The sequence below is a fragment of the Actinoplanes octamycinicus genome (assembly GCF_014205225.1).
Taxonomy (GTDB): Bacteria; Actinomycetota; Actinomycetes; order Mycobacteriales; family Micromonosporaceae; genus Actinoplanes; species Actinoplanes octamycinicus.
This window is the reverse complement of sequence record NZ_JACHNB010000001.1, coordinates 7,467,372-7,493,293: the sequence shown is the minus strand read 5'-3', so window position 1 is coordinate 7,493,293 and position 25,922 is coordinate 7,467,372. Positions and strand designations below refer to the sequence as shown.

Sequence of the window (25,922 nt, the reverse complement as noted above, 5' to 3'; positions counted from 1 at the left end):
GCACGAACGGGGGGAAGCTGTGAACTCATCCAGCGCCGTGGTGACCGGGATCGGCGTCGTCGCGCCGACCGGCGTCACCACCGCGGAACACTGGGCGTCCGTGCTGGCCGGCAAGAGCGGGCTGGGCCGGATCACCCGCTTCGACGCCGGCGACTACCCGGTCCGGGTGGCCGGGCAGGTGCCCGGCTTCCGGGCCGCCGAGCAGGTCCCGGCCCGGCTGGTGCCGCAGACCGACCGCGGCACCCACTTCGGGCTGGCCGCCGCCGCGGACGCGCTGACCGACGCCCGGGTCAACCCGCAGGAGCTGCCCGAGTACGAGATGGCCGTGGTCACCGCGGCGTCGTCCGGCGGCACCGAGTTCGGCCAGCACGAGATGGAACGGCTCTACACCAAGGGCCCGGACTGGGTCGGCGCCTACCAGTCGATCGCCTGGTTCTACGCCGCCACCACCGGTCAGGTCTCGATCCGGCACGGGATGCGCGGGCCGTGCGGGGTGATCTGCACCGAGCAGGCCGGCGGGCTCGACGTGCTCGGCCAGGCCCGCCGGTTGCTCGGCAGCGGCTCCCGGCTGGTGCTCGGCGGCGGCGCGGACGCGTCGCTCTGCCCGTACGGCCTGGTCGCCCAGCTGAGCAACGGCGGCCTGTCGGCGGAGCCCGACCCGGCGCGGGCCTACCTGCCGTTCGACGCGGACGCGTCCGGCTACGTCCCGGGCGAGGGCGCCGCGATGCTGGTGATCGAGGACGAGGCGGCGGCCGCGGCGCGCGGCGCGACCGTCTACGGCCGGCTGGCCGGGTACGCCGCCGGCTTCGACCCGCCGCCCGGCTCACCGCGCCCGCCCGCGCTGGCCCGCACCATCCGGGCGGCGCTGGCCGAGGCGCGGCTGGCGCCCGGCGACGTCGACGTGGTCTTCGCCGACGCGGCCGGCACGCCGGCCGCCGACCGGCTGGAGGCCGAGGCGCTGGCCGAGGTGTTCACCGCGGGCGGCGTCCCGGTGACCGCGCCGAAGACGCTCACCGGCCGGATGTACGCCGCCGGTGCCGCGCTCGACGTCGCGACCGCCCTGCTCACCCTGCGCGCCGGGGTGATCCCGCCGGCCGTGCCGGTCACCCGCCCAGCCGCCGGACCCGACCTGGACCTGGTCGCCGAGGCCCGCCCGACCGCTCCGCGCACCGCGCTGGTCCTCGCCCGCGGCCACGGCGGCTTCACCGCCGCGCTGGTCCTCACCGCCTGACCGTCATCCGAAGGGAGACACCCGCATGACCGCCTTCACCCTGACCGACCTGCGGCACCTGTTCGCCTCCAACGAGGGGCTGGCCGGCAACGCCGAGTTCGGACCGGACGACCTGGACGTCGCGCTGGCCGACCTGGGCTACGACTCGCTGGCCATGCTCGAGCTGGCCGCCGTGGTGCAGCGCGAGTACGGCGTCCGGATGCCGGACGACTGCGTGATCGAGATGACCACGCCGCGTACCGCCATCGACTACATCAACCGCCGCCTGACCGAGGTGCACGCGGCATGAGCGGGCACACCGACAACGCGATCGTCATCGACGCCCCGCTCGACCTGGTCTGGGCGATGACCAACGACGTGGCGAACTGGCCCCGGCTGTTCAGCGAGTACGCGTCCGCCGAGATCCTCGCCCAGGACGGCCCGACCGTCCGGTTCCGGCTCACCCTGCACCCGGACGAGCAGGGCCGGACCTGGAGCTGGGTGTCCGAGCGCACCCCGGACCGGGACGCCCTCGAGGTGCGCGCCCACCGGGTGGAGACCGGCGTCTTCGCGTTCATGAACATCCACTGGACCTACGAGCAGACCAACGCCGGCGTCCGGATGCGCTGGGTGCAGGACTTCCGGATGAAGCCGCACGCGCCGGTCGACGACGCCGCGATGACCGAGCGGCTCAACCGCAACACCGCGGTGCAGCTGCGCCTGATCAAGGACCGGGTCGAGGCCGCCGCCCGGGCCGGAGCCGGCCGGTGACCGCGGCGGGCGCGCTCGCCGGGCGGCGGGCGCTGGTCACCGGCGGCACCAAGGGCATCGGCCGGGGGATCGTGCTGGCCATGGCCCGGGCCGGGGCCGACGTGGTCACCTGCCATCGCCTGGACGACGACAGCGCCGCCGCGCTGCGCGCCGAGCTGGCCGGGCTGCCCGGCAAGCACCGCGTGGTGCAGGCCGACGTCAGCCGGCCGGACGACGCGCAGCGGCTGCTCACCGAGTGCGAGTCGGCGCTCGGCGGCCTGGACGTGCTGGTCAACAACGCCGGCGCGTTCCGCCCGCAGCCGTACGCCGACCTGGGCACCGGCGCCTGGGCGAGCACCCTGGCCGGCAACGTGACCGCGACCCACCAGCTGACCCAGGGCGCGCTGCGGCTGCTGGCGCCCGGCTCGTCGATCGTCAACTTCGGCTCGACGGTCACCTTCGTCGGGATGGCCGGCGGCGTGCACTACACCGCGGCGAAGGCGGCGATCGTCGGCTACACCCGCTCGCTGGCCCGCGAGCTGGGTCCGCAGGCGATCCGGGTCAACGTCATCTCACCGGGCCGGATCGACACCGAGGCGCTGGACGCGCTGGGCCCCGAGGAGGCGGCCCGGCAGCGGGCGATCTTCGCCCGGTTCAACGCACTCGGCCGGCTCGGCACGGTGGCCGAGGTGGCCGCGGTCGCGGTCTTCCTGGCCAGCCCGGTGTCCGGCTACGTCACCGGCCAGAACATCCACGTCGACGGTTGCGTCTAACAGAGGAGAACAGCATGGATTTCGGTCTGCAGGGCCGCAAGATCCTGGTCACCGGCGGCACCCGGGGGATCGGCCGGGGCATCGTCCTGGCCGCCGCCGAGGCCGGCGCCGACGTGCTCACCTGCCATCGCAGCGACGGGCCGGCGGTGGACAGCCTGGTCGCGGCGCTCAAGGAGACCGGCGGTGACCACCACGTGGTGCGCGCCGACCTGGCCGAGGTCACCGAGGTGGACCGGCTCGCCGCCGAGGCCCGGGAGCGGTTCGGCACGCTGGACGGCGTCGTCAACAACGCCGGCGTGATCAGCCACATCCCGTACGAAAAACTGGGTGTCGAGGAATGGCACCGGGTGCTGGACACCAACCTGACCGCGGCCTTCCGCGTCGTGCAGCAGTGCCTGCCGCTGCTCGGCGACCGCGGCTCGATCGTCAACATCGGCTCCCGGGGCGCGGCGGCCGGCATCCCGCTGCGCGCCCACTACACCGCGGCCAAGTCGGCGATGATCGGGCTGACCCGCTCGCTGGCCAAGGAGTACGGCGGCCGCGGCCTGCGGATCAACGTGCTGGCGCCCGGGGTGATCGAGACCGAGGCGATGGACGAGATGCCGCCGGACCGCGCCCAGGCGCTGCGCGAGATGTACTCCGGCAAGACCGCGCTGGCCCGGCTGGGCACCGTCCCGGAGGTCGCCGCGGTGGCGTTGTTCCTGCTCAGCGACCTCAGCGCGTACATCACCGGGGAAACCCTGAACGTCGACGGGGGGATCTGAGATGGCCGGCGAGCGCTTCCGGGTGATGCTCCGGATGGAGATCAAGCCGGGTCTGGAGCCGGAGTTCGAGCGGGTCTGGCGGGAGGTCGGCGACTCGGTCACCAGCCACCCGGCCAACCTCGGCCAGTGGCTGTCCCGCAGCATCGACGAGGACGGCATCTACTACATCGTCAGCGACTGGGTGGACGAGCCGCTGTTCCGGGAGTTCGAGACCAGCGACCGGCACCTCGAGCACCGGACCAAGCTGCACCCCTACCGCAGCGGCGGGTCGATGACCACCATGCACGTGGTGGCCCACCTGCCGGCCGGGACCGGGGCGGCCCGGTGAGCGAGCCGGTGCAGGTGATGGTCTACCACCAGGCCGACGACTACGACCAGGTGCTGGTCGCCTATCTGGAGTCCAGCCGGCGGATGGCCGGCACGCCCGGGCTGCTCGGCAACGAGCTGCAGCAGGGCGTCGCCGACCGGCGCAGCTTCGCGGTGGTCAGCCGGTGGAGCGGCTGGGACGAGTTCGCCACCTGGGAACGCAGCCCGGGGCATCAGGAGCAGACCGCGCCGCTGCGCCCGTTCCGCGACCACAGCCGGGCCCGGCCGTTCGAGGTGTTCCGGGTGGCCGCCCGCCACGGCGATCCCTTCCCGGACGGGGGACGATGATGCGGCTGTTCGACGAGGCGTTCGCCCGGGATCCGTACCCGGTGCTGGCCGCGCTGCGCGAGCAGGCCGCGGTGCACCCAGTGGAGACGCCCAACGGGCTGCGTACCTGGCTGGTGGTGCGCTACGCCGACGCCCGGGAGCTGCTCACCGACCCACGGCTGAGCAAGGACATGACGGTCGGGCACCGGTTCCTCGCGGAGAACTTCGCCGACCCGGTCAAACGGGCCGCGTTCCTGACCGAGTCCGGCACCCGGCGGCAGTTCCCCGCCGAGCTGAGCCGGCACATGCTGGACAGCGACCCGCCGGACCACACCCGGCTGCGCCGCCTGGTCGGCCGGGTCTTCACCGCCCGGGCCGTCGCCGCGCTGCGCCCGCGGATCGAGCAGCTGGTCACCGAGCTGCTGGACGGCGCGTCGTCGAGCGGCGAACCGGTCGTCGACCTGATGGCCGCGTTCGCCTTCCCGCTGCCGTTCACGGTGATCTGCTGGCTGCTCGGCGTGCCGCCGGCCGACCAGGCGAAGTTCCGCACCTGGTCGAACCTGCTGGTCTCCGGGACCGGCGGGGACGACGTGCTGGACGCCAGCGAGGCGATGGTCGACTACCTGCGCGCGCTGATCGACGGCAAGCGCACCGGGGCCGCCGACGACCTGCTCGCCGACCTGGTCCGGGTCTCCGACGGCGGCGACCAGCTGACCGGCGACGAGCTGATCGCGATGGCGTTCCTGCTGCTGGTGGCCGGGCACGAGACCACGGTCAACCTGATCGGCAACGGGACGCTGGCACTGCTCACCCATCCCGGACAGCGGGCGCTGCTGGAGGCCGAACCGGAGCGCTGGCCGGCCGCGGTCGAGGAGTTCCTCCGGTTCGACGGCCCGGTCAGCAACGCCACCTGGCGGTTCACCACCGAGGAGGTGACCGTCGGCGGGACCGTCATCCCGCCGAACGAGTTCGTCACCATCTGCCTGGGCGCGGCCGGCCGGGACCCGGACCGCTACGAGAAGCCCGACATCCTGGACATCACCCGGGACCGGGCCGGGGGACTGGCCTTCGGGCACGGCATCCACCACTGCCTGGGCGCGCCGCTGGCCCGGCTGGAGGCGGAGGTGGCGCTGCGCGCGCTGTTCGACCGCTTCCCCCGGCTGCGGCTGGCCACGCCGGCCGAGGATCTGCCGTGGCGGCTCAGCCTGATGATGCGCGGCCTGTCCGAGCTGCCGGTGCGGCTGCGCTGACCGCCGAGTCGAAACCCGCGGCCGAGCCGGCAGCGTGATCGGCGCGGATCGGCGGCGATGAGGATGCGGATGCGGTGGCCGCGGGCCGGCGGCCACCGCACGGGGAATCGCCGACGACGGGCGTTTCACACCCTGTTCCCGGTGGTATTCGCCGCCCATGGACCAGGACAGGACACCGATTCTCGACGCGATCGAGCACTATCGGGACGAGGGTGACTACACGTTCGCGCTGCCCGGGCACCGGCTCGGCCGGGGGATCGACGAGCGGACCGCCTCGGTGCTGTCGCGCGGCGCGTTCGCCGCCGACGTGATCACCGCGAAGCAGGTGGCCGGCGAGGCCGAGCAGCTGATGGCCGAGGCGGTCGGCGCCCGCGACGCGATCTTCACGACCTGCGGCTCCAGCATCTCCATGCACACCGCGGTGCTCTCGCTGGTCGGACCGGGCAAGAAGATCCTCGCCGACCGCAACGTGCACAAGTCGGTGGCCGCCTCACTGATCATGGCCGGCGCCGAGCCGGTCTGGCTGCGCCCGCGCTGGGACCACGAGCGGCAGATCGCCCACCCGGCCACCGCCGGCGACGTGCAGGCCGCGCTGGACGCCGACCCGGAGATCAGCGCGGTCATGGTGATCACCCCGACCGAGTACGGCTGCGGCGCCGACGTCCGCGGCATCGCCGACCTCTGCCACCGGCGCGGCATCCCGCTGCTGGTCGACGAGGCGTGGGGCGCGCACTTCCCGTTCCACGACGGGCTGCCGACCGCGGCCGTGCAGGCCGGCGCGGACCTGGTGGTGCAGAGCGTGCACAAGGCCGGCGGCGGCCTCTGCCAGGCCTCGATGATCCAGGTCGGCGGTGACCTGGTGGACCCGGTCGACCTGCGGCTGCGCCTCGACCTGATCACCACGACCAGCCCGTCGGCGCTGCTGTTCGGCTCGATCGACGGGTGGCGCCGGCACATGGCCCAGCACGGCGAGCGGCTGCTGGACGCCGCGCTGGACTGCGCCGACCGGATCCGGACCCGGCTGTCCCGGGTGTCCGGGCTGAGCGTCATGGACGCCTCGATCATCCACGAGGACGGCGTCGCCGAGTGGGATCCGCTCAAGCTCTGCGTCGACGTCTCCGGGCTGGGCATCACCGGCTACCAGGCCAAGGAGTGGATGCAGGCGGAGAAGGGGCTGACCGTGCAGCTCGGCGACGCCCGCCGGGTGATCTGCTCGCTGACCTACGCCGACGACAGCGCCGCGCTGGAACGGCTCGCCGAGGCATTCGAGAGCCTCGCGGCGAAGCCGCCGGAACCGGACCGGCCGGCGCCACGCATCCCGCAGCTGGAGAAGCTGAACCTGGAGCAGGCGATGAACCCGCGGGCCGCGTTCTTCGCCGAGACCGAGCAGGTCGCCGACCCGGCCGGGCGGATCAGCGCCGAGATGATCAGCCCCTACCCGCCCGGCGTGCCGGCCATCCTGCCCGGCGAGCGGTTCATCGACGAGGTGGTCGACTACCTGCGGGCCGGGCTGGCCGCCGGGATGACGCTGCCGGACGCCGCCGACCCGGAGCTGAAGACCTTCCGGGTGGTCAAGGACTGAAGCTCGCCGAGCAGCAGCGCCTCGGCCAGGCAGGTCCGGGCGAAGTCGGCCAGGTGCAGACTCTCGTCCGGGCCGTGCGCCGCGCAGTACGGGTCCTCGATGCCGGGGACCAGCAGCACCGCCTCCGGGAAGCGTCGCTGGAAGGCGGCGACGCACGGGATCGAGCCGCCGATCCCGATGTCGACCGGGGCGGTGCCGTCCCAGGCGGTGGTCCACGCGGCGCGCGCCGCGTCGTAGACCGGGCCGTCCGCCGGGACGACGCACGGGTCGCCGCGGCTCTCCAGGGTCACTTCCAGCGAGACGTTCCGGGGCAGATGGGCGCGCAGGTGGGTGCGGACCGCCTCGTACCCGGACAGCGGATCGTCCCCCGGGGCCAACCGGAGGCTGACCTTGGCGGTGGCCTGGCGCAGCCGGGGATGCGAAGCGTCGACGCCGAGCACGGTGAGCGACGGCTTGGCCCAGAGCCGGTCGGCGATCCGGCCGCGGGAGACCAGCCGGACACCGTCGAGCACACCGGCCTCGCGGCGCAGCCGCTCCTCCGGATAGTCCACCGTGGCGGTCTCCCGGCTGACCAGACCGGCCACCGCGACCTCGCCGGCCTCGTCGTGCAGCGTGCTGAGCAGCCGGACCAGCGCGGTGAGCGCGTCCGGGCCGCGGACCTCGACCAGGCAGCCGAGCTGCCCGCGCAGCGAGGTGGTGAAGGCAGGCCGGCCGATGTCCCAGTTGTCCGAGTCGGCGACCACGATCACGTCCGCGCGCAACGCCTCGGCGTGCTCGTCGAGGAGCCGCTCCAGGGAGGCGGAGCCGTACTCCTCCTCGCCCTCGACGAACACGGTGACCCCGACCGGCAGGTCGTCGCCCCAGGCGCGCAGCGCCGCCACGTGCGCCATCACCCCGGCCTTGTCGTCGGCGGCGCCCCGGCCGTAGAGGCGGCCGTCCCGCTCCACCGGCCAGAACGGGTGGCTGTGCCAGAGCGCCGGATCGCCGGCCGGCTGCACGTCGTGGTGTGCGTAGAGCAGCACGGTCGGTGATCCGGGCGGGCCCGGCCGGTGACCGATCACCGCGGGCTGGCCGCCGGCCCGGACCACGCGGGTCCGCAGGCCGCAGTCGTCCAGCAGCTCGGCGACCAGCGCGGCGGACCGGTCCACCTGGCTGTGGTCGAACCCGGCGAACGCGATCCCGGGCACCCGGACCAGCCGTTCCAGATCGTCGCGCACCCCGGGCAGCACCCGGTCGAGCGCCGCGCGCAGCTCCTGCTCGGTGCGGATCGTCGGCACCCCGGCTCAGTCCGGCATCTCGTCCGGCGGCAGCCCGACCGAGCTGCGGATCTCGGACATGTTGCGGTAGGTGGCCAGCGGCATCGCGCGCAGCGCCCGCACCGCGGCCGAGTCCGGGCCGCCGCCGTTCTGCTCGGCGTGCGCGACGATCTCTTCCTTGTCCGCCGGAAAATCAAGGTCTTCCAGCAATTTCTGTACGTCGGTGAAAGCCACGTCAGTCATGGGCGGCGGGTACCCGTCCCGGCATCGTCTAACCAGCCGATCTCCGGCCGGCACCCGGACCCGCATCCTGCGAACGAGTGGTATTTCTGGCGCCCGATGCCTGCGAGAATGAGGCGGGTTTGAGGCGTGTCACCCGGCTCGGGCCGCGTGGCGGGCTCCTGCGAGCGCGGGAGGATGCAATGGACTGGGTGGACACCACCGCGGACGCCGGCGGGACGCTGGTGATCGTGTTGCGCGGCGACATCGACTTCACCAACGCCGCGGACGTCATGCAGGTGATCCGGGCCGACGCCGCCCTCGCCACCGGCCCGGACATCGAGGTCGACCTGGCCGCGGTGACCTTCCTCGACTCCTCCGGGATCGCGGTGCTGGTCCGGCTGCTGCACCTGGCCGAGCAGCGGGGCGGGCAGCTGCGCCTGCTGCACCCGCCGGAGAAGGTCCGGGACCAGCTGCACTTGGCCGGCCTGGCCGAGCTGCTCGGCACCTCCGGCGGTTCGCCGAGCTGGCTGGCCTGATGAGCAGCGCACCGCAGGACTACCTGCAGCGGCTCGCCGAGATCGACGAGGCCGTCGCCCGGGCCCGCCCGGACCCGATGGTGCTGGTCGAGCGGGCCGCCGGGTTGCTCGCCGGGCGGGTCGGCTGCCGGGTCGACGAGGCGCACGCCCAGCTGCGGCAGATCGCCGGCGAGCGCGGCCGGGCCCCCGCCGAGGTCGCCCAGGACCTGCTGGCCGCCCTGGAGAACAGGCCGTCCACCGCCCGGCAGGCGGTCCGCACCATGGTCGAGAGAGCGCTGCGCCCGCCACCGTCCGCGCACGCCGCGCCGCGGTCGCCGGTCATCCATCCGACCGGCCAGCAGTGGGCCGGCTCGTTGCGGCAGGTGCTCGCCGCGCTGCCCGGCAACCACTGTGTGCTGCTGCCGGTGCGCCGGCCGGACGGCACGATCACCGACTACGACATCGTCGCGGTCAGCCCGGCCGTGGTGGACCTGTCCGGCCGGCGCGGCGAGTCGGTGGTCGGCGGCCGGGTCTCCGAGATCTACCCGGGCGTCGCCGGCAGCCCGATCTGGCAGGCCTGGGCGGACACCCTGGCCGACGGGGTGGCCCGCGAGGTCGGTCCGATCACCTACCAGGGCGGCGAGGGTCCGGCGCCGTTCGCGATCAGCCTGGTCGTCCGGGTCCACCCGATCGGGCCGGGCCTGCTGCACAGCTGGGTCCGGCCGGACGAGCAGCAGCGGATGGGCGAGCGGATCGCCCAGACCGAGCGGCTCGGCAACCTCGGCTGGGGCGAGTGGGACCTGCTCTCCGGCCGGGTGGTCTGGTCCGAGGAGATGTACCGGATCTACGAGCGCGAGCCGGAGGACGGGCCGCTCAGCGACGAGGAGTCGAAGGCGCTGCGGCTGCCCGAGGACGAGGCGATCCACCAGCAGGCGGCCGCCACCTTCGGGCGCGGCGAGACCGTCGACATCACGTACCGGGCCCGGATCGGCGGCCGGATCAAGCACCTGCGCTCGGTGGTGGACGCGGTCCGGGACATCGAGGGCCGCCCGGTCCGGATCTACGGGATCACCCAGGACGTGACCGCCCGGGAGACCAGCCGGGCCAAGCTGGCCGAGGTCGAGCAGCAGCTGCACCGCCAGCGGCAGACCCTGGAGGCGGAACACCAGCTCGCCGGCCAGCTGCAGCAGGTGATCCTGCCGCTGCCACCGGGCGTGGTCGAGTTGCCCGGGCTGCGGATGGCGGTCCGCTACCTGCCGGCCGAACAGGCCAGCCAGGTCGGCGGCGACTGGTTCCACGCCGCGAGTACCCGGGACGGCCAGGTGCTGCTGGCCATCGGCGACGTCGCCGGGCACGGCATCCGGGCCGCCACCACGATGGCCCGGCTGCGGCACGCCGTCGACGCGCTCAGCGTCACCAGCACCACCGAGCCCGCCGACCTGCTCCGCCACCTCAACCAGCTGCTCTACACCGACTGGCCGGACGCCGACACCGCGACCGCGCTGATCGCCCGGTTCGACCCGGCCGCGGCCACCCTGACCTGGGCGCAGGCCGGCCACCCGCCGCCGCTGCTGACCCGGGACGGCGACACCGTCCCGCTCGACCGGCCGGCCGGGATGCTGCTCGGTGCCCGGCCCGACCCGGTCTACCGGACCAGCACCGTCGAGCTGGCCCCGGACGACCTGCTGCTGCTCTACACCGACGGCCTGATCGAGGACCGCGGCAAGTCGATCACGCAGGGTTTCACGCCGGTGGTGACCGCGCTGGCCGCCAGCCACCCGGGCGAGCCGCTCACCGACCTCGTCGGTCGGCTCCGGCGGGCCAACCCGCAGGACGACACCTGCATCCTGGCGCTGCGCCGCACGGCGGCCCACCCATGACGCCGGAGATCACCCGCGACTTCACCCGGGCCGACCTGCCGACGCTGCGCACCGAGGTGGAACGCTTCGGCACCGCCCAGGGCCTGGTCGGCGTGGCCCTCTACCGCTTCGTCGCCGCGGTCCACGAGCTGGCCACCAACGCGATCCGGCACGGCGGCGGCGCCGGCCACCTCCACCTGCGCCACTCCGCCACCGGCCTGCGCTGCCGGGTCACCGACCACGGGCCGGGCTTCCCCGCCCCGGGCCGCGACCTCACCCCGCCGGACCGGCACGCGCTGAACGGCCGCGGCCTCTGGTACGTCCGCAACGTCGCCACCAGCCTGCACATCACCAGCGACCGGTCCGGCACCAGCGTCACCGTCACGATGCCCGGTTAGACTCCGGCCGGTGATCGTGCGAAGGGCCGGGTCGGCGGACGTGCCGGCGCTGGCGGAGCTGCAGGACATCGGGGCGGATCAGCTGACCGGCTTCGCCGACTGGGTGGCCGCGCACGCCGAGACCCATCTGCCGTTCGTCGCCGAGGTCGACGGCCGGGTGATCGGGGCCGCCTGGCTGCTGGTCACCGCGCGGGTGCCCGGCTACGGCTCGCTGGACCGCCGGTTCGGCGACATCCAGTCGGTGATGGTCCGCGAGGAGCATCGCGGCCGGGGCATCGGCACCGCGCTGACCGAGGCGATCCTGGCCGAGGCCGTCGCCCGGGACCTGCGGCACGTGACCGTCCACTCCGGCCGCCGCGCCGTCGACTTCTACCTGCGCAACGGGTTCACCCAGCACCGTCAGCTGCTGCTCTGGAAACCGCCGGGCTGAACCTGCACCGAACGTCCACATCTTCCCCACCGCCGGCCCATATCTCGTCGCTACCGTCCTGGTCATGAGCGAGAAACCATCGGTGGTCATGGTGGCGGCGAGTCTGCTGGCGGCCGGCGGCGCGCTGTTCACGGCGGAGGTGCTGCTCTCCGCGAAGCGTTACTTCACCGGCATGGCGGTCTACGAGCAGGCGATCGCCGACGGCCTGATCCGGAACGACATGGCGTGGTCCGCGTTCGGTGTCGCCGCGCACCTGGTCCCGGCCGCGATCGGCGTCCTGATCGGTGCGGGCCTGGTGTTCCTGGCCTTCTTCACCGGCCTGGGGCACAACTGGGCCCGGGCGGTCGGCTGGATGCTGGGGTTCCCGGTGCTCCTCTGGTACGGCGTGCTCGGCGTCCTGCACGCCGCCCTGCCCTCGGCTGCCGGGACCGTGGACCCGCCGGAGCTGGCCCGGCGCCTGGAGCGGGCGTGGCCGGACTGGTACACGACGCTCGACGTCACGCTCATGGTCGTGGTGCCGCTGGTGCTGGTGACCGCCCTCGTCTGCCAGACCGTGCCGAGAGCCGACAGCTATTTCCGTCAGCCGGCCTGAGGTCAGGGCCTGAGGTCAGCCGGTCTGAGGTCAGCCCGCTTTAGGTCAGCCCGCTTTAGGTCAGCCCGCTTTAGGTCAGCCGGCCCGAGGTCGGCCGGCCTGATCGAGCGCCGGCCGGATCACCGCGAACGCCCGGTCGACCAACTCGTGCGGGTCCACCGCGCCGTCGCTGGCGCTCCAGTGGTGCATCGCCGCCTCGAACGCGGCCAGCGCCATCCCGGCCGCCATCTCCGGGAACAGGTCGGTGGCCGGATCCCGGCCCAGGCGGACGGCCAGCTCGGCGGTGAGCCCGTTGCGCCACTGCGCCTGCCGCTCCAGCAGACGGGCGTGCAGCACCGGCGTACGCAGAATCAACTGCACCACCCGCAACGACTTGACCGGCTCGTCGACGCAGTGGTCGATCGCCATGCCGACGGCGTGGCGCAGCGCGGTGGCCGGCGGCTCGCCGGCCGGCCGGGCCCGCAGCTCGTCGCGCATGTCGGCGCCGAGCGCGGCCAGCAGCTGGATGGCCACGTCCTCCTTGGACGAGAAGTACCGGAAGAAGGTGCGCCGGGAGATGCCGGCCGCCGCCACGATCTCGTCGACCGTGGTGGTGTCGAAGCCCTTGACCGCGCACAGCTGCAACGCCGCCTCGGTGATCTCGTCGGCCACCAGCTGCCGTTTGCGTTCCGCCATGCTCGCCACCGCGCCACGATACTACGCGCCTGGATTGACACTGAGTGCCATGGGCGGCATGCTGTGGCAATGACGGTATCGCTGATCACCGGCACCACCAGCGGGCTCGGCCTGGCCACCGCCCGCGCGCTCCTCGACCGCGGCGACCGGGTGATCGCCGCGGTCCGCGACCCGGACCGGGCCACCCGGCTGCTACCCGGCGTCGAAGCCCGCCACCTCGACCTGTCCGATCTCGACTCGGTCCACGCGTTCGCCGCCGAGGTGCGCGCCGACCACCGCCGGCTGGACCTCCTGATCAACAACGCCGGCGTGATGGGGATGCCGCGCACCCTCACCGGAGCGGGCCAGGAGATCCAGTTCGCGGTCAACCACCTGGGCCACTTCGCGCTCACCGGCCTGCTGCTCGACCTGCTGGCCGACGGCCACGACCCGCGCGTGGTCACCGTCTCGTCGAGCCTGCACCGCCAGGGCAAGCTCCGTTTCGACGACCTGACCGGCGCCACCGGCTATCGCCCGATGACCGCTTACAACCAGTCCAAACTGGCCAACGCCGTCTTCGGCCTGGAACTGCACCGCCGCCTCACCGCGGCCGGCAGCCCGATCCGCAGCGTGCTCGCCCACCCCGGCTTCACCAGGACGAACATCCAACAGGCCGGCACGGTCGGGGCCAACCGCCTGTTCCTGCGCCTGACCGCCCCGCTGCTCGCGCAGAGCCCGGAGAGCGGCGCCCGGTCCATCCTGCACGCCGCCACCGCCGGCGACGTCCAGGGCGGCGACTTCTACGGCCCGTCCGGCCCCGGCGAGATGCGCGGCGCCCCGAAACTCGTCGAGCCGTCCGCCGACGCCCGCGACCCGCAGCTCGCCACCCGCCTCTGGACCGTCTCCGAGCAGCTCACCGGCGTCCACTACGCCCTGCAGAGCCAGGCTCGTTAAATCAGGACCCGCTTTCCGTACGACGCCGAGCGCCCGCAACGCCGGCGCCCGCGCTACCTCTGCGGTGCCCCGGTCCGCGGCCGCTCCAGGCGGTCGCCGATGCCTACGCCGCCGGCGACGCCCGAGGCGTGGGTCCAGCAGCTCTGTCGAGGCCGACGCTGGGGCCGGCCGCTCGCGCGTCGCGGTCAGCGGCTTCGACATGGATCTGACGGTAAATCTCGGGGCTCGGCTGGCTCTCAGAGGTGTCTCGGTGCATGCGAGGCACCCCTGGGAGCCAGCCGCTGACCGGGACGCGGCCGCGCTGCGATCCGCCCACCCCGAACCCCGCCCGCTTCCTGAGCCCCGCCCGCTTCCTGAGCGCCGCCGGCTTCCTGAGCGCCGCCGGCTTCCTGAGCCCCGCCGGTTCCTGAGCGCCGCCGGCTTCCTGAGCCCCGCCCGTTCCTGAGCGCCGCCGGCTTCCTGAGCGCCGCAGGCTTCCTGAACCTCGCCGGTTCCGGAACGCCGCCGCTTCCTGAAACCGGCCGGCCTCCTGAACACCGCCGCTTCCTGAAACGGGCCCGCCTCCCAACCCGGCCCGCCTCCTGAACCGGCCCAACTTCTTGAACTCTGCGGACTTCGTGAACCCGAGCCACTTCCCGAACTCGGCCCACTTCCCGAACCCCGCCCACCCAGGGGGCCTGCCCGAAGACAGTGTCGCGCGGATAGGCGGTTGCACGGGGGCGGCTTGTGGACAGCGCGCTGGTGTGGATAACGCGCGACCGTGTCGGCGGCGACCACGCACTATCGGCCGAGAGGCTCACCCCTGGGCGCCGGCCGGGCCGCGGGTTGCGCGGCGGTCCGGGTGGCCCGGGCCTCGCGCGCTGGCCAGGCGTGGCCGGGGAGTCGATTCCGACATTTCCGGAACGTCGTTGGTGGGCGATAGGCGACCTGCCCGAGCCCGTCGACGACTTCCCGTGGGTGGCCGGGGCCGGTCAGGTCGGTGTGGGCGGCGGACGCCACCGCCCTCGGGAGGGCAAGTCATGGCTGAGCGGTGGCGGGAATCGGACAGTGGCCATGGGGAAGCGGCCGCGGTGGCGGCCGCGGCGCTGCCCTGGAGAACGGCTGATATGTCGACGACGTCCGTGGGTGCGGGTTTCTGCGGCACGGACGTGCGGGCACGGGCGGCGGCCGCCAGGTGGGTCTGCGCGAGCCGGACGGGGTGTCGGACGGGCCTGGTCAGGGCTCCAGGTTCAGGTCGGGGTGGCGGCCGACGATGGAGCGCATCCGCCACTTGTTCGGGAAGAGGGCCAGCAAGGCGTCGTCGCGGACCCGGGTCATCACCTCGACGCCGGCCTCGGTGCGGAGGATGTCGCGGCCGGCCGGGTCGGTGCGGGCGGTCGTCTCGTAGGGCAGGTGGTCGACGTTGACCTTGACGCCGAACTCGGTCTCCAGGCGGAACGTGGCGACCTCGAACTGCATCGGGCCGACCGCGGCCAGCACCGGGGACTGGTCGCCGCGCTGCTCGGAGCGGAGCACCTGGACCACGCCCTCGGCGTCGAGCTGCTCGATGCCGCGGCGGAACCGCTTGAACGCCGACGTGTCGGTGGTGCGGACCACGGCGAAGTGCTCCGGCGGGAAGGACGGCAGCGGCGGGTACTGCACCGGCTTGCCGACGTAGAGGGTGTCGCCGATGGCCAGCGCGGTCGCGTTCACCAGGCCGACCACGTCGCCCGGGAAGGCCTCGTCGATGGTGTCGCGGTCCTGGCCGAACATCTGCTGCGCGTACTTGGTGGTGAACGGCCGGCCGCTGCCGCCGTGCGTGACGATCATGCCGCGTTCGAACTTGCCGGAGTTGATCCGGACGAAGGCGACCTGGTCGCGGTGCGCGCGGTTCATGTTCGCCTGGATCTTGAAGACGAAACCGGAGAAGCTCGCGTCGACCGGCTGCTCGGCGCCCGAGGCGGTGGGCCGGGCGGCCGGCGGCGGCGCCATCTCCAGCAGGACGTCCAGCAGCTGACGGACGCCGAGGTTGGCGACCGCCGCGCCGAACAGCACCGGCGTCGTGGTGGCGCCGAGGAAGCCGTCCGGGTCGTGGTCGGCCCCGGTCAGCTCGAGCAGGTCCATCTCCTCGACGGCGGTGTCCCAATCCGTACCGAAAAGGGTTTTCGCCTCGTCGTCCGACATCTCCTGCTCGATGGCCAGGTCGGCGCCGCCGGGGGAGCGCTGCATCCGGATGAACGTGCCGGTCCGCCGGTCGATCACCCCGTGGAACTGCCCGGCCGGGCCGACCGGCCAGGTCAGCGGCGTCGGGCGCAGGCCGATCCGCTGCTCGATCTCGTCCATCAGGGCGAGCGGGTCGAGGCCCGGCCGGTCCCACTTGTTGATGAACGTGATCACCGGGATGCTGCGCTGCCGGCACACCTCGAACAGCTTCAGCGTCTGCGGCTCCAGGCCCTTGGCCGCGTCGAGCAGCATGACCGCGCTGTCCACCGCGGTCAGCACCCGGTACGTGTCCTCGGAGAAGTCCGCGTGACCCGGGGTGTCCAGCAGGTTGATCACCGCGTCGCGGTAGGAGAACTGCAGCGCGGCCGACGTCACCGAGATGCCGCGCTGCTGCTCCATCGCCATCCAGTCGGACACGACGCCCTTGCGGTCACCCTTGCCGTGCACCGCGCCGGCCTGCCCGATCACCCGCGCGTGCAGCGCGAGCGCCTCGGTCATCGTCGACTTGCCCGCGTCCGGGTGCGAGATCACCGCGAACGTGCGTCGCCTGCCCGCCTGCGCTGCCACACCCGTCGCTGACGCCAGCACACTCTGACTCACGTTCCGCCCTCATCGCACCGCGGACCCGCTACCTGCGGATCTTCCGGAGCAACTGTAACGTCACCCCGGATCGCCGGTCAGGCCCCGTACTTGTCGAAGGGAACGGTCCAGTCGCCGAGACCGTTCCAGATCTCCAGCTCGCGCGGGCTGTGCTTGACGTCGACGATGTCGCCCAGGATGAACGTGTTGTAGACCCACTTGGCGTCGTCCGTGCTCAGGTTCACACAGCCGTGCGACCTGTTCGCCCGGCCCAGCTCACCGTTCCACGGGGCGGCGTGCAGGAACTCGCCGGAGTAGCTGATCCGGGTGCAGTACTCGATGTCCGGGGAGACGTAGTAGTTCGGGTCCTTCGGGTCGGTCACGCCGTAACTCGCCGAGCTCATGCTGTGCTTCCGCTCCTTGGACAGCACGATGTGCGGGCCGCCGGCCGTCCAGAAACTCACCTTCTGCCCCTGCGCCCCGGTGGTGCCGCCGCCCTTGCCGAAGCTGCTCTTCATGGAGCGGACGAGCTTGCCGTCGATGTACACCTTCGTCATGTGGGTGCGGGTGTCGGCGAGCGCGATCAGCTGACGGCCGATGGTGAAGTGGGTCGACGAGTTCTTCGCGCCGTAGACGCCCTTGCCCAGCTTCACGCCGAGCGCGTTGACCTTCACCTTGACGGTGGTGCCCTTGGCCCAGTATTTCGCCGGGCGCCAGTGCACGGTCTTGTCGTCGGCCCAGTAGAACTTGCCCTGGACGGACGGCGAGGTGGTGATCTCGATGGCCTGCTCGGCCGCCTTCTTGTTGACCGAGCGGCTGAACGCGACGATCACCGGCTGGCCGGCGCCGTAGGTCCCGCCGGTCTTCAGCGAGGCCAGACCGTTTGCCTGGAAGGTGACTCTGGCCAGGCTGTCCGGCTTGATGGTGGCGAAGCTGGAGGTGTGCGCGGCGGTCGTGCCGGTGCTGTCGCTGGTGGTCGCGACGACCTTGTAGGTCTTGCTGTAGTCCAGCTCCTCGGTCGACTGCCAGGTGCCGTCGGACTGCATCTCGCCGCTGATCTTCGACTTGCCGCTGGTGACGGTGACCGATTTCAGCGTGCCGTTGGACGCGGCGACGGTGATCGGTTTCACCGGGGAGACCTCTTTGGTCCCGTGCGCCGGCGTCACGGTCAGGGTGACCGGCGCGGCCGACGGCTCGGTGGCCGACTCGGCGACCGGCTCCACCCAGTTCGTCGTCGCGGCGCCGTCGCTGCCCGCCTTGCTGCGTGAGGAACACCCGGCGGCGGTGGCGGCTGCGGCCACACCAAGTGTGCCGATGATGACCTTACGTCGCTGAATCATGGCTCTCACAATCGAGGGGGTCCCGGTCGGCGCCGTCGGTCGCCGCACACCATAAGACGCGGCTGAGGTCCGAGAAGTTGCCTGTCGAGTCGATCAAATTTTCAAATGTCTGGCTGAAGGCAGTCATCTTGACAGATCTTGGTCGCAGCCGGTAGGCCGTAATCCGCCCTCGCGGTGCCGGAAAGCCGATAGAGCGGCGAGATTGGCGTCACATCGAGGTCCGGCTGAGGTCGTACCGGAAAGCCGAAGCGATCTGCTCAGGCGCGGACCGCAGGCGTGGCGGCGGTCTCAGCCGCGCCGCCAGGTGATCACCGCGAGTGGCAGGGCGGTGCACGGGTCGATGCGGACGCCGCCGGGCAGCGTTCGAGTGGTGCGCTCGTCGAGGGCGGCGCGGATCTGCGGATCGCGGATCAGCGAGCCGGTGATGTGCTGGGCGGTGCTGCCGGCGATCACCCGGCCATGGGTGTTGACCAGCGCGACCGTCGAGCCGGCCGGGCGCATCGCGGGACGCAGGGCGCGCTCCAGGTCGCCGACGGTGACGTCCGCGCCGGCGATCCCGGTGACGGCGGCGCCGTCGCGGACCGGGACGGTGAAGGTCAGCGTGTACTCCTCGGCGCAGACATAGTCCACATAGGGCCCGGTGACGTGCCGGCGGCCGGTCTCCCGGGGCACCGCGAACCAGGGCAGCCGGGACAGGTCGACGAAGGTGTCGCTGTCCGGGTCGACGTCGAGCACCAGGCGGGACCGCTGCTCCGGGCCGGAGCCCATCCACCACTCCAGGCCGGGCAGGTCGTCGGTGAGCGGCCCGGTGATCACGCCGGCGCCGGTGATCAGGCCGCCCAGCGCGGCGATCACCCGCGGGCGCAGCGGGGTGAGGTCGGCGGAGGTGACCGGCCGGCCGGCGCGTCCGGCGACCGCGAAGATCTCCTCGGCGCCCTGGCGCAGCCGGTCAGCGGTGGCGAAGACCTGCTCGGCGAGGGCCGCCACGTGGTCGGCCAGGGCGGGACCGGTCATCGCGGTGCTGCGGGTAGTCGTCTGTCCCACGGGACCCACCTCGGCTCGGACGACGGGCGGTCAGGGGTCGACCAGCGTCAAATGAAGGTTTATCAGACGCTCGACGGCCCGCGCGATGTGCTCCTCGGTGAGCCGGCGGGCCAGATCGCCGTCACCGGCGGCGATCGCGGCCGCGATCCGGGCGTGGTCGGCGTGCGAGTCGCCGGGGCCCGGCACGATCGGCGACCACAGCAGGGTGCCCAGCTCGGCCGCGAAGGTCACCTCCTCGTGCGCCAGCCGGGCCGACTGGGCGACCGCGGCGACCTCCAGGTGGAAGGCCCGCTCCACCCGGTGCGGCGGGCGGCCCCGGTCGTCGAGCTCCTCCTCGATCCGCCGCACGTCGTCGGCGTCGGCGCGCTGGGCGGCCAGCCGGGCCGCGGTCCCGGCGATCGCCGCGTAGTGGTCGGCGGTGTCGCGCAGCTGGGGCAGGCTGGTCGCGGCGAGCCGGGACCGCAGCGACGGGGCGAGGCCGGCGGCCGGCGCCCGGACGAAACTCCCGCCGCCCCGGCCGCGACGGGTCTCCACCAGGTTCTGCTGGCGCAGGGTGACCAGCGCCTCCCGCACGGTGACCCGGGAGACCCCGAACTGGGCCGCCAGCTCGGCCTCGCTGGGGAGCTGCTCGGCGTCGGTGAGCAGGCCGAAGGTGATCGCGTCGGTGAGGCGCCGGACCACGGTCTCCGCGCGGCTGTGCGGATCCAGGGGTGTGAACACCCGCGGCGGCGTACTCGATCGGCGCGTCCCCATGCCGGTGATTGTCCCTCATGGCAGTTAACGCGAGCGTTACCGGAGGATCTTGATGTTTAAAGTCTGACGCCATACGTTTTCGCCACTTCGGCAGGAAGAAGGGCGTCTCCGTGACCGACACACCCACCCCGGCGATCCGGCTCACCGGGCTCCGCAAGTCGTTCGGCGCCGTCGAGGCGGTGGCCGGAGTCGACCTGGAGATCGCGGACGGCGAGTTCTTCTCGATGCTCGGGCCGTCCGGGTCGGGCAAGACCACGGTGCTGCGGATGGTGGCCGGGTTCGAACTGCCGACCGCCGGGACGGTCGAGCTGGGCGGCCGGGACGTGACCCGGCTGGCGCCGTTCGAGCGGGACGTGAACACGGTCTTCCAGGACTACGCGCTGTTCCCGCACCTGAGCGTGCTGGAGAACGTCGAGTACGGACTGAAGGTGCGCAAGGTCGGCCGACGGGAGCGGCGGGAGCGGGCCGAGCGGGCGCTGGCATCCGTACGCCTGGAGGGTTTCGGCGGCCGCAAGCCGTCCGCGATGTCCGGCGGTCAGCGGCAGCGGGTGGCGCTCGCCCGGGCCCTGGTGAACCGGCCCAAGGTGCTGCTGCTCGACGAGCCGCTCGGCGCCCTGGACCGCAAGCTGCGCGAACAGATGCAGGTCGAGCTGGAGGCGATCCAGCGCGAGGTCGGCATCACGTTCGTCTTCGTCACCCACGACCAGGACGAGGCGCTGACCATGAGCGACCGGGTCGCGGTCTTCGAGGCCGGCCGGATCGCCCAGGTGGGCACCCCGGAGGAGATCTACGAGAGGCCGGCCACCTCGTTCGTCGCCGGGTTCGTCGGCACCTCCAACGTGTTCACCGGCGACGTGGCGAAGGCGCTGCTCCGGCGCGAGGGCACCTTCTCGATCCGGCCGGAGAAGCTCGACCTCGCCGCGGACGACGACGGCAACGGCGTGGTCGCCGAGGTGGTCTACGCCGGGCCGATCACCCGATACGTCGTCGACCTCGACGCGGGCGCCCGCGCCGTGGTCGTCGCGCAGAACCGCCACAACGGCACCCCGCTGGTCGCCCGCGGTCACCGGGTGCTCCTGAGCTGGCATGACGACCACATCGTCGAGATCTAAGGGGTAGGCGCATGCGCGATAGCGGAAAGACGATCATGGCGGCGCTGGCGGCAGGCATGCTCGCGCTCGCCGGCTGCGGCGGTGGCGGCGACAGCGGCGGCACCGGGTCCGGTCCCGGCGGCATGCCGGTCCCGAAGGTCGACAAACTGACCGCGCTGGGTGCCGGTGAGGGAGCGGTGAACGTCGTCTCCTGGGCCGGCTACGTGGAGGACGGCTCCACCGACAAGAGCGTCGACTGGGTGACCCCCTTCGAGAAGGAGACCGGCTGCCAGGTCAACAACAAGGTCGCGGCCACCTCGGACGAGATGGTCACGCTGATGAAGACCGGCGACTACGACGTGGTGTCCGCCTCCGGCGACGCGTCGCTGCGGCTGATCTACGGCGGGGACGTGGCGCCGGTCAACACCGACCTGGTCGCCAACTACAAGGACATCTTCGACGGCCTGAAGAACAAGACCTGGAACTCGGTCGACGGGGTCGCCTACGGCGTGCCGCACGGCCGCGGGGCCAACCTGCTGATGTACCGGACCGACACGGTCAAGCCGGCGCCGACCTCGTGGGGCGCGGTGTTCGACCCGAACTCACCTTACCGAGGGAAGATCACCGCGTACGACTCGCCGATCTACATCGCGGACGCCGCGCTCTACCTGATGAAGACCCAGCCGGACCTGGGCATCAAGAACCCGTACGCGCTCGACGACAAACAGTTCCAGGCCTCCGTCGACCTGCTCAAGGAGCAGAACAAGATGATCGGCGAGTACTGGTCGGACTACACCAAGGAGGTGCAGGCCTTCAAGTCCGGCAACTCGGTGATCGGCACCTCCTGGCAGGTCATCGCGAACCTCACCAAGGCCGACAAGACGCCGGTCGAGGCGATCCTGCCGAGCGAGGGCGCGACCGGCTGGTCCGACACCTGGATGATCTCGTCGAAGGCCAAGCACCCGAACTGCGGCTACCTGTGGATGAACCACATCGTCTCGCCGAAGGCCAACGCCCAGGTGGCCGAGTGGTTCGGGGAGGCGCCGGCGAACAAGCTGTCGTGCGGCGAGACCACCGACAAGAACCACTGCACCACGTTCCACGCCGAGGACGAGAGCTACTTCGACCAGGTCTGGTACTGGACCACGCCGCTCGCCCGGTGCGTGGACGGGCGTACCGATGTGACCTGCAAGGACTACTCGGCCTGGACCCAGGCCTGGACGACGATCAAGGGCTGAGATGAGCTACCTGCACCGGCATCCACGGCTGCGCCTGGCCGCGTTGCTCTCCGCGCCCCTGCTCTGGCTGGTGGTGGCCTATCTGGGCGCGCTCACCGTGCTGCTGGTGTCGGCCTTCTGGACGGTCAACGGGTTCACCGGGGGAGTGGTCCGGGAGTTCTCGCTCGCGAACTTCCGGACCCTGCTCACCGAGGAGGTCTACCGTGCCGTCACCCTGCGCAGTCTCGGGGTGGCGGCCGCGGTGACCGCGATCTGCGTCGTGCTGGCGGTGCCGATGGCGTTCTTCATGGCCAAGGTGGCGTCGGCGCGGTCGCGGCACTGGCTGGTGATCGCGATCCTCACTCCACTGTGGGCGTCGTACCTGGTGAAGGCCTATGCCTGGCGGATCCTGCTGGCCAACGGCGGACCGATCGACACGCTGCTGGGCGGCCCCGGGAACGGCCCCGGTTACGGATTGTTCGCCACGATCCTGGTGCTCGCCTATCTCTGGTTGCCCTACATGATCCTGCCGATCTACGCCGGACTGGAACGCCTCCCGGACTCGCTGCTGGAGGCGTCCGCCGACCTCGGGGCGCGCGCTGGACGCACCCTCCGCGCGGTGGTGCTGCCGATCCTGATCCCGTCGATCTTCGCCGGGTCGATCTTCACGTTCTCGCTGTCGCTGGGCGACTACATCGCCGTGCAGATCGTCGGCGGCAAGACCCAACTGATCGGCAACCTCGTCTACGCCAACATCGGCGCGGCCAACAACCTGCCGTTCGCCGCGGCGATCGCCACCATCCCGGTGGTCATCATGGTGATCTACCTGGTCGCGGTCCGCCGCTCCGGCGCCCTGGAGGAGTTGTGACACTGTCCGGACCGGCCCGCTGGGCGCTGCGCGTCTTCATGGGCGTCGGGCTGACCTTCATCTACGTGCCGTTGCTTCTCGTGCTGGTGAACTCGTTCAACGGGGACCGGACCTTCGCCTGGCCGCCGCACGATCTGACGACGCGGTGGTGGGCGGCGGCCTGGGAGAACGACGGTGCCCGGCAAGCGCTGATCACCTCGGTGCGGGCCGGCCTCGGGGCGACCGTGATCGCGCTGGTGCTGGGCACGATGGTGGCGTTCGCGGTGCAGCGTTTCGCGTTCTTCGGGCGGGACACCGTCTCGCTGCTGATCGTGCTGCCGATCGCGTTGCCCGGCATCGTCACCGGCATCGCGCTGGACAGTGCCTGGCGCTCGGTGATGGGCGACCTCGGGATCGGCAAGGGCATGTTCTCGGTGATCGTCGGGCATGCCACGTTCTGCGTGGTCACGGTCTACAACAACGTGCTGGCGCGGCTGCGCCGCACCGGCACCAACCTCGAGGACGCATCGGCGGATCTCGGCGCGTCACCGTCACAGACTTTCCGGTTCGTGACCTTCCCGTTGATCCGGTCGGCGTTGCTGGCGGGTGGACTGCTCGCCTTCGCGCTCTCCTTCGACGAGATCATCGTGACCACGTTCACGGCCGGTCCCGGGGTGACCACCCTCCCGATCTGGATCTTCAACAACCTGTTCCGCCCCAACCAGGCTCCGATCGTCAACGTCGTCGCGGCGGTCCTGATCGTCCTCTCCGTCATCCCGGTCTGGCTGGCCCAGCGCTTGGCGGGCCCGGAGGCGGGCGCCAGCCGGACGTGACCGACAGCGGCGTGGGCAGGCGCCTCCGTCTTACCCCGTCGCATCGTCGGGCGGCCTGGGTCTGGTCCCGCCTGGGTCTGGTCCCGCCTGGGTCTGGTCCCGCCTCGGTCGGGTCCCGCCTCGGTCCGGTCCCGCCTCGGTCGGGTCCTGGCTCGGTCCGGTCCCGCCGCGGTCCGGTCCCGCCTCGGTCGGGTCCTGCCTCGGTCCGGTCCCGCCTCAATTCGGCCCCGCGGAGTTGAGGTAGGCGAGGACCGCCAGCACCCGGCGGTGACCACTGTCGGTCGCCGCCAGGCCCAGCTTGGCGAAGATGTTGCCGATGTGCTTGTGGACGGCATTGTCGGTGATCACCAGCCGCTCGGCGAGGGCGGTGTTGTCGTGGCCCTGCGCCATCAACGCGAGCACCTCCCGCTCGCGCGGCGTGAGAGCGTCGATCGGATCCCCGGCCCGCTGGACCAGCTGCGCGATCACCTCCGGATCCATGGCGGTGCCACCGGCGGCGACCCGGCGCAGCGCGTCGACGAACCCGTCCACCCGGCTGACCCGATCCTTGAGCAGGTAGCCGACGCCACCGTCGGAGGCGCTGAGCAGCTCGGCGGCATACTGCTGCTCGACATACTGCGACAGCACCAGCACCGGCAGCCCGGGATGCTCCCGGCGAGCCTGCAGGGCGGCGCGGATCCCCTCGTCGCGGAACGACGGCGGAAGCCGGACGTCCACGATCGTGACATCCGGCCGATGCTCCCGCACGGCCGCGAGGAACCCGTCCGCGTCGTCGGCGACGGCCACGACCTGACAACCCGCCCGGCCCAGCAGCAGCTCCAGGCCGGTGGACAGCAGCACGTTGTCCTCGGCGATCACCACCCGCACGGCAGCTCCACGGTCAGCGCGTCTTGGCTCTCGGAGGTGGTCAGCTGACTTGGCGGCCGCACGGTCGGCGCGGCCTGGCTGCCGGAGGTGGTCAGCTGACCTGGTGGATCCACGGTCGGCGCGGTCCGGCTGTCGGAGGCGGTCAGCACTCGCATGGCAACTCCACGGTGAGGACGGTCGGGCCGCCGGCCGGGCTGACCAGGTTGACGGCGCCGTCCAGCGCCAGGACGCGGCGGCGGATCCCGGCGAGGCCGGTGCCCCGCTGCTCGTCCGCGCCGCCCGCGCCGTCGTCGGTGATCACCACCGACAGCCACTTCCCGGCGCGGCCGACCCGGACGGCGGCCGCAGTCGCTCCACTGTGCTTGGCGACGTTGGTGAGCGCCTCCGCGACGGCGAAATAGACGATCGCCTCCACCGCCGCCGGAACCCGGTCCACGTCGCCCATCTCCAGCCGGGTCGGCACAGTACACCGGGTGATCACCGCGGTGAGCGCGCCGTCCAGCCCGCGGTCGGCGAGGATCGGCGGATAGACGCTCTGGATCACCTCGCGCAGCTCGGCCATCGCCTCCTCGGTGCCCTCGTGCGCGTCCCGGAGCAGCCCGGCCACGAACGCGTCGTCCCGCGGCTCCTCGGCGAACGCCTGCCGGGCCACCGCCAGCCGCATCGCGATCGCCACCAGCCGGGCCTGGGTGCCGTCGTGCAGGTCGCGCTCGATCCGGCGCAGCTCCGCTCCGTGCGCGTCGAGGACCTCGGCCCGGGTGCGGGTCAGCACGACGACCCGCTCGGCGAGCTGCTCGGCGGCCGACTGCGACACCGTGGCGAGGCACACCCTGGCGTGCTCCCGGGCGACCATCGGGAAAGACAGATAGGCCACCACGACGAGCATCCCGCCCTGCAGCGGACCCAGGGTGAGAGCCACCGGCCAGCTGGTCACCGGGATGTCGAGGAACAACCGCGGGCCGGCGTCCGGCGGAAACGCCCACCACAGCGCGGTGGCGATCCCCGCCGTGACGATGTTGCCGACGACCAGCAGCCCGTACAGCCCCATGGTCAGGCCGGTGACCGCGGACACCGGCAGCCAGAGCAGAGCGCGTCTGGTCCGGATCACATCCGGACGCGACCCCTGCGGGGCGCTGACCAGCCGGCCGGCGCGGCGACCGTGCCACCTCGCCCAGCCCCGGGCCACCGGCGGAACGCACAGCACCGGCAGCGCGGCCAGCGAGACGACTCCGGCGAGCAGCGCGGCCAGCAGGTAGGCGCCGCTGCTCCGGGCGGTCAGTCGCGTTTCGGGCACGGCGTCGAGTTTG

At 72.2% G+C, this 25,922-nt stretch carries 30 protein-coding genes and 1 pseudogene; 20 read left to right on the top strand and 11 right to left on the bottom strand.

Annotated elements, in window-relative coordinates:
- Positions 1–19: 19 nt before the first annotated feature.
- The 9 genes from BJY16_RS33805 (at position 20) to BJY16_RS47780 (ending at position 6,962) form a co-directional block, all read left to right on the top strand.
- Positions 20–1,231, top strand: a complete 1,212-nt coding sequence (locus BJY16_RS33805) for a ketosynthase chain-length factor (protein WP_185043612.1) — start codon at positions 20–22, stop codon at positions 1,229–1,231.
- Between the two features lie 25 nt (positions 1,232–1,256).
- Positions 1,257–1,520 carry an acyl carrier protein gene (locus BJY16_RS49025; RefSeq protein ID WP_185043611.1) on the top strand — a complete coding sequence of 88 codons (264 nt, stop codon included), beginning with the start codon at positions 1,257–1,259 and terminating at the stop codon, positions 1,518–1,520.
- Positions 1,517–1,981, top strand: coding sequence for an SRPBCC family protein (locus BJY16_RS49020; protein ID WP_185043610.1), 465 nt, complete (start codon positions 1,517–1,519; stop codon positions 1,979–1,981). Before BJY16_RS49025 ends, BJY16_RS49020 begins: the two co-directional genes overlap by 4 nt.
- Positions 1,978–2,733 (top strand): SDR family NAD(P)-dependent oxidoreductase, encoded by a 756-nt coding sequence (locus tag BJY16_RS33790; RefSeq protein ID WP_185043609.1) that lies wholly within the window; start codon positions 1,978–1,980, stop codon positions 2,731–2,733. The genes BJY16_RS49020 and BJY16_RS33790 overlap by 4 nt, the downstream gene beginning before the upstream one ends.
- Before the next feature lie 14 nt (positions 2,734–2,747).
- On the top strand, positions 2,748–3,497 hold the full coding sequence (locus tag BJY16_RS33785) for an SDR family NAD(P)-dependent oxidoreductase (RefSeq protein WP_185043608.1): 750 nt from the start codon (positions 2,748–2,750) through the stop codon (positions 3,495–3,497).
- Between the two features lies 1 nt (position 3,498).
- On the top strand, positions 3,499–3,825 hold the full coding sequence (locus BJY16_RS33780; RefSeq protein ID WP_185043607.1) for an antibiotic biosynthesis monooxygenase family protein: 327 nt from the start codon (positions 3,499–3,501) through the stop codon (positions 3,823–3,825).
- Positions 3,822–4,151: an antibiotic biosynthesis monooxygenase family protein gene (locus BJY16_RS33775; protein ID WP_203759190.1), complete on the top strand. Its 330-nt coding sequence runs from the start codon at positions 3,822–3,824 to the stop codon at positions 4,149–4,151. Before BJY16_RS33780 ends, BJY16_RS33775 begins: the two co-directional genes overlap by 4 nt.
- Positions 4,148–5,380, top strand: a complete 1,233-nt coding sequence (locus tag BJY16_RS33770) for a cytochrome P450 family protein (protein WP_185043606.1) — start codon at positions 4,148–4,150, stop codon at positions 5,378–5,380. The genes BJY16_RS33775 and BJY16_RS33770 overlap by 4 nt, the downstream gene beginning before the upstream one ends.
- A 157-nt stretch (positions 5,381–5,537) precedes the next feature.
- Positions 5,538–6,962 carry an aminotransferase class I/II-fold pyridoxal phosphate-dependent enzyme gene (locus tag BJY16_RS47780; RefSeq protein WP_185043605.1) on the top strand — a complete coding sequence of 475 codons (1,425 nt, stop codon included), beginning with the start codon at positions 5,538–5,540 and terminating at the stop codon, positions 6,960–6,962.
- An 8-nt stretch (positions 6,963–6,970) separates the two neighbouring features.
- Here BJY16_RS47780 and BJY16_RS33760 read toward each other — a convergent pair.
- Both BJY16_RS33760 and BJY16_RS33755 read right to left on the bottom strand, forming a co-directional pair.
- Positions 6,971–8,239, bottom strand: a pseudogene (locus tag BJY16_RS33760) (M20/M25/M40 family metallo-hydrolase); the annotation flags it as partial.
- Positions 8,240–8,245: 6 nt separating this feature from the next.
- A complete protein-coding gene (locus BJY16_RS33755; protein WP_185043604.1) occupies positions 8,246–8,461 on the bottom strand; it encodes a DUF2795 domain-containing protein in 216 nt (71 codons plus the stop codon).
- Positions 8,462–8,640: 179 nt separating this feature from the next.
- Between BJY16_RS33755 and BJY16_RS33750 the strand changes: the two genes are divergently transcribed.
- The 5 genes from BJY16_RS33750 (at position 8,641) to BJY16_RS33730 (ending at position 12,234) form a co-directional block, all read left to right on the top strand.
- Positions 8,641–8,976: an STAS domain-containing protein gene (locus tag BJY16_RS33750; protein ID WP_185043603.1), complete on the top strand. Its 336-nt coding sequence runs from the start codon at positions 8,641–8,643 to the stop codon at positions 8,974–8,976.
- Entirely contained in the window at positions 8,976–10,835 is a 1,860-nt protein-coding gene (locus tag BJY16_RS33745; RefSeq protein WP_185043602.1) for a SpoIIE family protein phosphatase, read from the top strand. The genes BJY16_RS33750 and BJY16_RS33745 overlap by 1 nt, the downstream gene beginning before the upstream one ends.
- Positions 10,832–11,212 carry an ATP-binding protein gene (locus BJY16_RS33740; protein WP_185043601.1) on the top strand — a complete coding sequence of 127 codons (381 nt, stop codon included), beginning with the start codon at positions 10,832–10,834 and terminating at the stop codon, positions 11,210–11,212. The genes BJY16_RS33745 and BJY16_RS33740 overlap by 4 nt, the downstream gene beginning before the upstream one ends.
- 10 nt (positions 11,213–11,222) lie before the next feature.
- A complete protein-coding gene (locus BJY16_RS33735; protein WP_185043600.1) occupies positions 11,223–11,642 on the top strand; it encodes a GNAT family N-acetyltransferase in 420 nt (139 codons plus the stop codon).
- 64 nt (positions 11,643–11,706) lie between these two features.
- Positions 11,707–12,234 (top strand): hypothetical protein, encoded by a 528-nt coding sequence (locus tag BJY16_RS33730; RefSeq protein WP_185043599.1) that lies wholly within the window; start codon positions 11,707–11,709, stop codon positions 12,232–12,234.
- Between the two features lie 2 nt (positions 12,235–12,236).
- On the opposite strand, the gene BJY16_RS49015 is transcribed toward BJY16_RS33730, so the two are convergent.
- Both BJY16_RS49015 and BJY16_RS33720 read right to left on the bottom strand, forming a co-directional pair.
- On the bottom strand, positions 12,237–12,338 hold the full coding sequence (locus BJY16_RS49015; protein ID WP_185046797.1) for a pentapeptide repeat-containing protein: 102 nt from the start codon (positions 12,336–12,338) through the stop codon (positions 12,237–12,239).
- Positions 12,310–12,909, bottom strand: coding sequence for an acyl-CoA-like ligand-binding transcription factor (locus tag BJY16_RS33720; protein ID WP_185046798.1), 600 nt, complete (start codon positions 12,907–12,909; stop codon positions 12,310–12,312). Before BJY16_RS33720 ends, BJY16_RS49015 begins: the two co-directional genes overlap by 29 nt.
- A 69-nt stretch (positions 12,910–12,978) precedes the next feature.
- On the opposite strand from BJY16_RS33720, the gene BJY16_RS33715 reads away from it, so the two are divergent.
- Positions 12,979–13,842, top strand: a complete 864-nt coding sequence (locus tag BJY16_RS33715; RefSeq protein ID WP_185043598.1) for an oxidoreductase — start codon at positions 12,979–12,981, stop codon at positions 13,840–13,842.
- Positions 13,843–14,096: 254 nt separating this feature from the next.
- Positions 14,097–14,252: a hypothetical protein gene (locus BJY16_RS33710; protein ID WP_185043597.1), complete on the top strand. Its 156-nt coding sequence runs from the start codon at positions 14,097–14,099 to the stop codon at positions 14,250–14,252.
- Positions 14,253–15,057: 805 nt separating this feature from the next.
- On the opposite strand, the gene BJY16_RS33705 is transcribed toward BJY16_RS33710, so the two are convergent.
- The 4 genes from BJY16_RS33705 to BJY16_RS33690 form a co-directional block, all read right to left on the bottom strand.
- Entirely contained in the window at positions 15,058–16,644 is a 1,587-nt protein-coding gene (locus BJY16_RS33705) for a peptide chain release factor 3 (RefSeq protein WP_185043596.1), read from the bottom strand.
- Between the two features lie 77 nt (positions 16,645–16,721).
- A complete protein-coding gene (locus BJY16_RS33700; protein WP_185043595.1) occupies positions 16,722–17,963 on the bottom strand; it encodes a L,D-transpeptidase in 1,242 nt (413 codons plus the stop codon).
- Positions 17,964–18,251: 288 nt separating this feature from the next.
- Positions 18,252–19,007 carry a cache domain-containing protein gene (locus BJY16_RS33695; RefSeq protein WP_185043594.1) on the bottom strand — a complete coding sequence of 252 codons (756 nt, stop codon included), beginning with the start codon at positions 19,005–19,007 and terminating at the stop codon, positions 18,252–18,254.
- A gap of 30 nt (positions 19,008–19,037) precedes the next feature.
- Positions 19,038–19,727 carry a FadR/GntR family transcriptional regulator gene (locus tag BJY16_RS33690; RefSeq protein WP_221502061.1) on the bottom strand — a complete coding sequence of 230 codons (690 nt, stop codon included), beginning with the start codon at positions 19,725–19,727 and terminating at the stop codon, positions 19,038–19,040.
- Positions 19,728–19,870: 143 nt separating this feature from the next.
- Between BJY16_RS33690 and BJY16_RS33685 the strand changes: the two genes are divergently transcribed.
- The 4 genes from BJY16_RS33685 to BJY16_RS33670 are packed head-to-tail and all read left to right on the top strand — an operon-like array spanning position 19,871 to position 23,748.
- The gene (locus BJY16_RS33685; RefSeq protein WP_185043592.1) at positions 19,871–20,872 is read left to right on the top strand and encodes an ABC transporter ATP-binding protein; all 1,002 of its coding nucleotides are present in this window, start codon (positions 19,871–19,873) and stop codon (positions 20,870–20,872) included.
- 11 nt (positions 20,873–20,883) lie between these two features.
- Positions 20,884–22,089 (top strand): ABC transporter substrate-binding protein, encoded by a 1,206-nt coding sequence (locus BJY16_RS33680; RefSeq protein WP_185043591.1) that lies wholly within the window; start codon positions 20,884–20,886, stop codon positions 22,087–22,089.
- 1 nt (position 22,090) lies between these two features.
- Entirely contained in the window at positions 22,091–22,936 is an 846-nt protein-coding gene (locus BJY16_RS33675) for an ABC transporter permease (RefSeq protein ID WP_185043590.1), read from the top strand.
- Positions 22,933–23,748 (top strand): ABC transporter permease, encoded by an 816-nt coding sequence (locus BJY16_RS33670; RefSeq protein WP_185043589.1) that lies wholly within the window; start codon positions 22,933–22,935, stop codon positions 23,746–23,748. Before BJY16_RS33675 ends, BJY16_RS33670 begins: the two co-directional genes overlap by 4 nt.
- A gap of 216 nt (positions 23,749–23,964) precedes the next feature.
- Here BJY16_RS33670 and BJY16_RS33665 read toward each other — a convergent pair whose 3' ends face one another.
- Genes BJY16_RS33665 through BJY16_RS33655 form a run of 3 tightly spaced genes read right to left on the bottom strand, consistent with a single transcriptional unit; the run spans position 23,965 to position 25,909 of the window.
- Positions 23,965–24,615, bottom strand: a complete 651-nt coding sequence (locus BJY16_RS33665; RefSeq protein WP_185043588.1) for a response regulator — start codon at positions 24,613–24,615, stop codon at positions 23,965–23,967.
- A complete protein-coding gene (locus BJY16_RS33660) occupies positions 24,603–24,770 on the bottom strand; it encodes a hypothetical protein (RefSeq protein ID WP_185043587.1) in 168 nt (55 codons plus the stop codon). The genes BJY16_RS33665 and BJY16_RS33660 overlap by 13 nt, the downstream gene beginning before the upstream one ends.
- Positions 24,758–25,909, bottom strand: a complete 1,152-nt coding sequence (locus tag BJY16_RS33655) for a sensor histidine kinase (protein WP_203759189.1) — start codon at positions 25,907–25,909, stop codon at positions 24,758–24,760. The genes BJY16_RS33660 and BJY16_RS33655 overlap by 13 nt, the downstream gene beginning before the upstream one ends.
- Positions 25,910–25,922: the final 13 nt, after the last annotated feature.

Excerpts from the sequence above, each read along its gene's own strand:
- BJY16_RS49025 (WP_185043611.1), top strand. The coding sequence starts at position 1,257 with ATGACCGCCTTCACCCTGACCGACCTGCGGCACCTGTTCGCCTCCAAC.
- BJY16_RS49020 (WP_185043610.1), top strand. The coding sequence starts at position 1,517 with ATGAGCGGGCACACCGACAACGCGATCGTCATCGACGCCCCGCTCGAC.
- BJY16_RS33785 (WP_185043608.1), top strand. The coding sequence starts at position 2,748 with ATGGATTTCGGTCTGCAGGGCCGCAAGATCCTGGTCACCGGCGGCACC.
- BJY16_RS33780 (WP_185043607.1), top strand. The coding sequence starts at position 3,499 with ATGGCCGGCGAGCGCTTCCGGGTGATGCTCCGGATGGAGATCAAGCCG.
- BJY16_RS33770 (WP_185043606.1), top strand. The coding sequence starts at position 4,148 with ATGATGCGGCTGTTCGACGAGGCGTTCGCCCGGGATCCGTACCCGGTG.
- BJY16_RS47780 (WP_185043605.1), top strand. The coding sequence starts at position 5,538 with ATGGACCAGGACAGGACACCGATTCTCGACGCGATCGAGCACTATCGG.
- BJY16_RS33755 (WP_185043604.1), bottom strand. The coding sequence starts at position 8,461 with ATGACTGACGTGGCTTTCACCGACGTACAGAAATTGCTGGAAGACCTT.
- BJY16_RS33750 (WP_185043603.1), top strand. The coding sequence starts at position 8,641 with ATGGACTGGGTGGACACCACCGCGGACGCCGGCGGGACGCTGGTGATC.
- BJY16_RS33745 (WP_185043602.1), top strand. The coding sequence starts at position 8,976 with ATGAGCAGCGCACCGCAGGACTACCTGCAGCGGCTCGCCGAGATCGAC.
- BJY16_RS33740 (WP_185043601.1), top strand. The coding sequence starts at position 10,832 with ATGACGCCGGAGATCACCCGCGACTTCACCCGGGCCGACCTGCCGACG.
- BJY16_RS33730 (WP_185043599.1), top strand. The coding sequence starts at position 11,707 with ATGAGCGAGAAACCATCGGTGGTCATGGTGGCGGCGAGTCTGCTGGCG.
- BJY16_RS33720 (WP_185046798.1), bottom strand. The coding sequence starts at position 12,909 with ATGGCGGAACGCAAACGGCAGCTGGTGGCCGACGAGATCACCGAGGCG.
- BJY16_RS33715 (WP_185043598.1), top strand. The coding sequence starts at position 12,979 with ATGACGGTATCGCTGATCACCGGCACCACCAGCGGGCTCGGCCTGGCC.
- BJY16_RS33710 (WP_185043597.1), top strand. The coding sequence starts at position 14,097 with ATGCGAGGCACCCCTGGGAGCCAGCCGCTGACCGGGACGCGGCCGCGC.
- BJY16_RS33700 (WP_185043595.1), bottom strand. The coding sequence starts at position 17,963 with ATGATTCAGCGACGTAAGGTCATCATCGGCACACTTGGTGTGGCCGCA.
- BJY16_RS33680 (WP_185043591.1), top strand. The coding sequence starts at position 20,884 with ATGCGCGATAGCGGAAAGACGATCATGGCGGCGCTGGCGGCAGGCATG.
- BJY16_RS33675 (WP_185043590.1), top strand. The coding sequence starts at position 22,091 with ATGAGCTACCTGCACCGGCATCCACGGCTGCGCCTGGCCGCGTTGCTC.
- BJY16_RS33660 (WP_185043587.1), bottom strand. The coding sequence starts at position 24,770 with ATGCGAGTGCTGACCGCCTCCGACAGCCGGACCGCGCCGACCGTGGAT.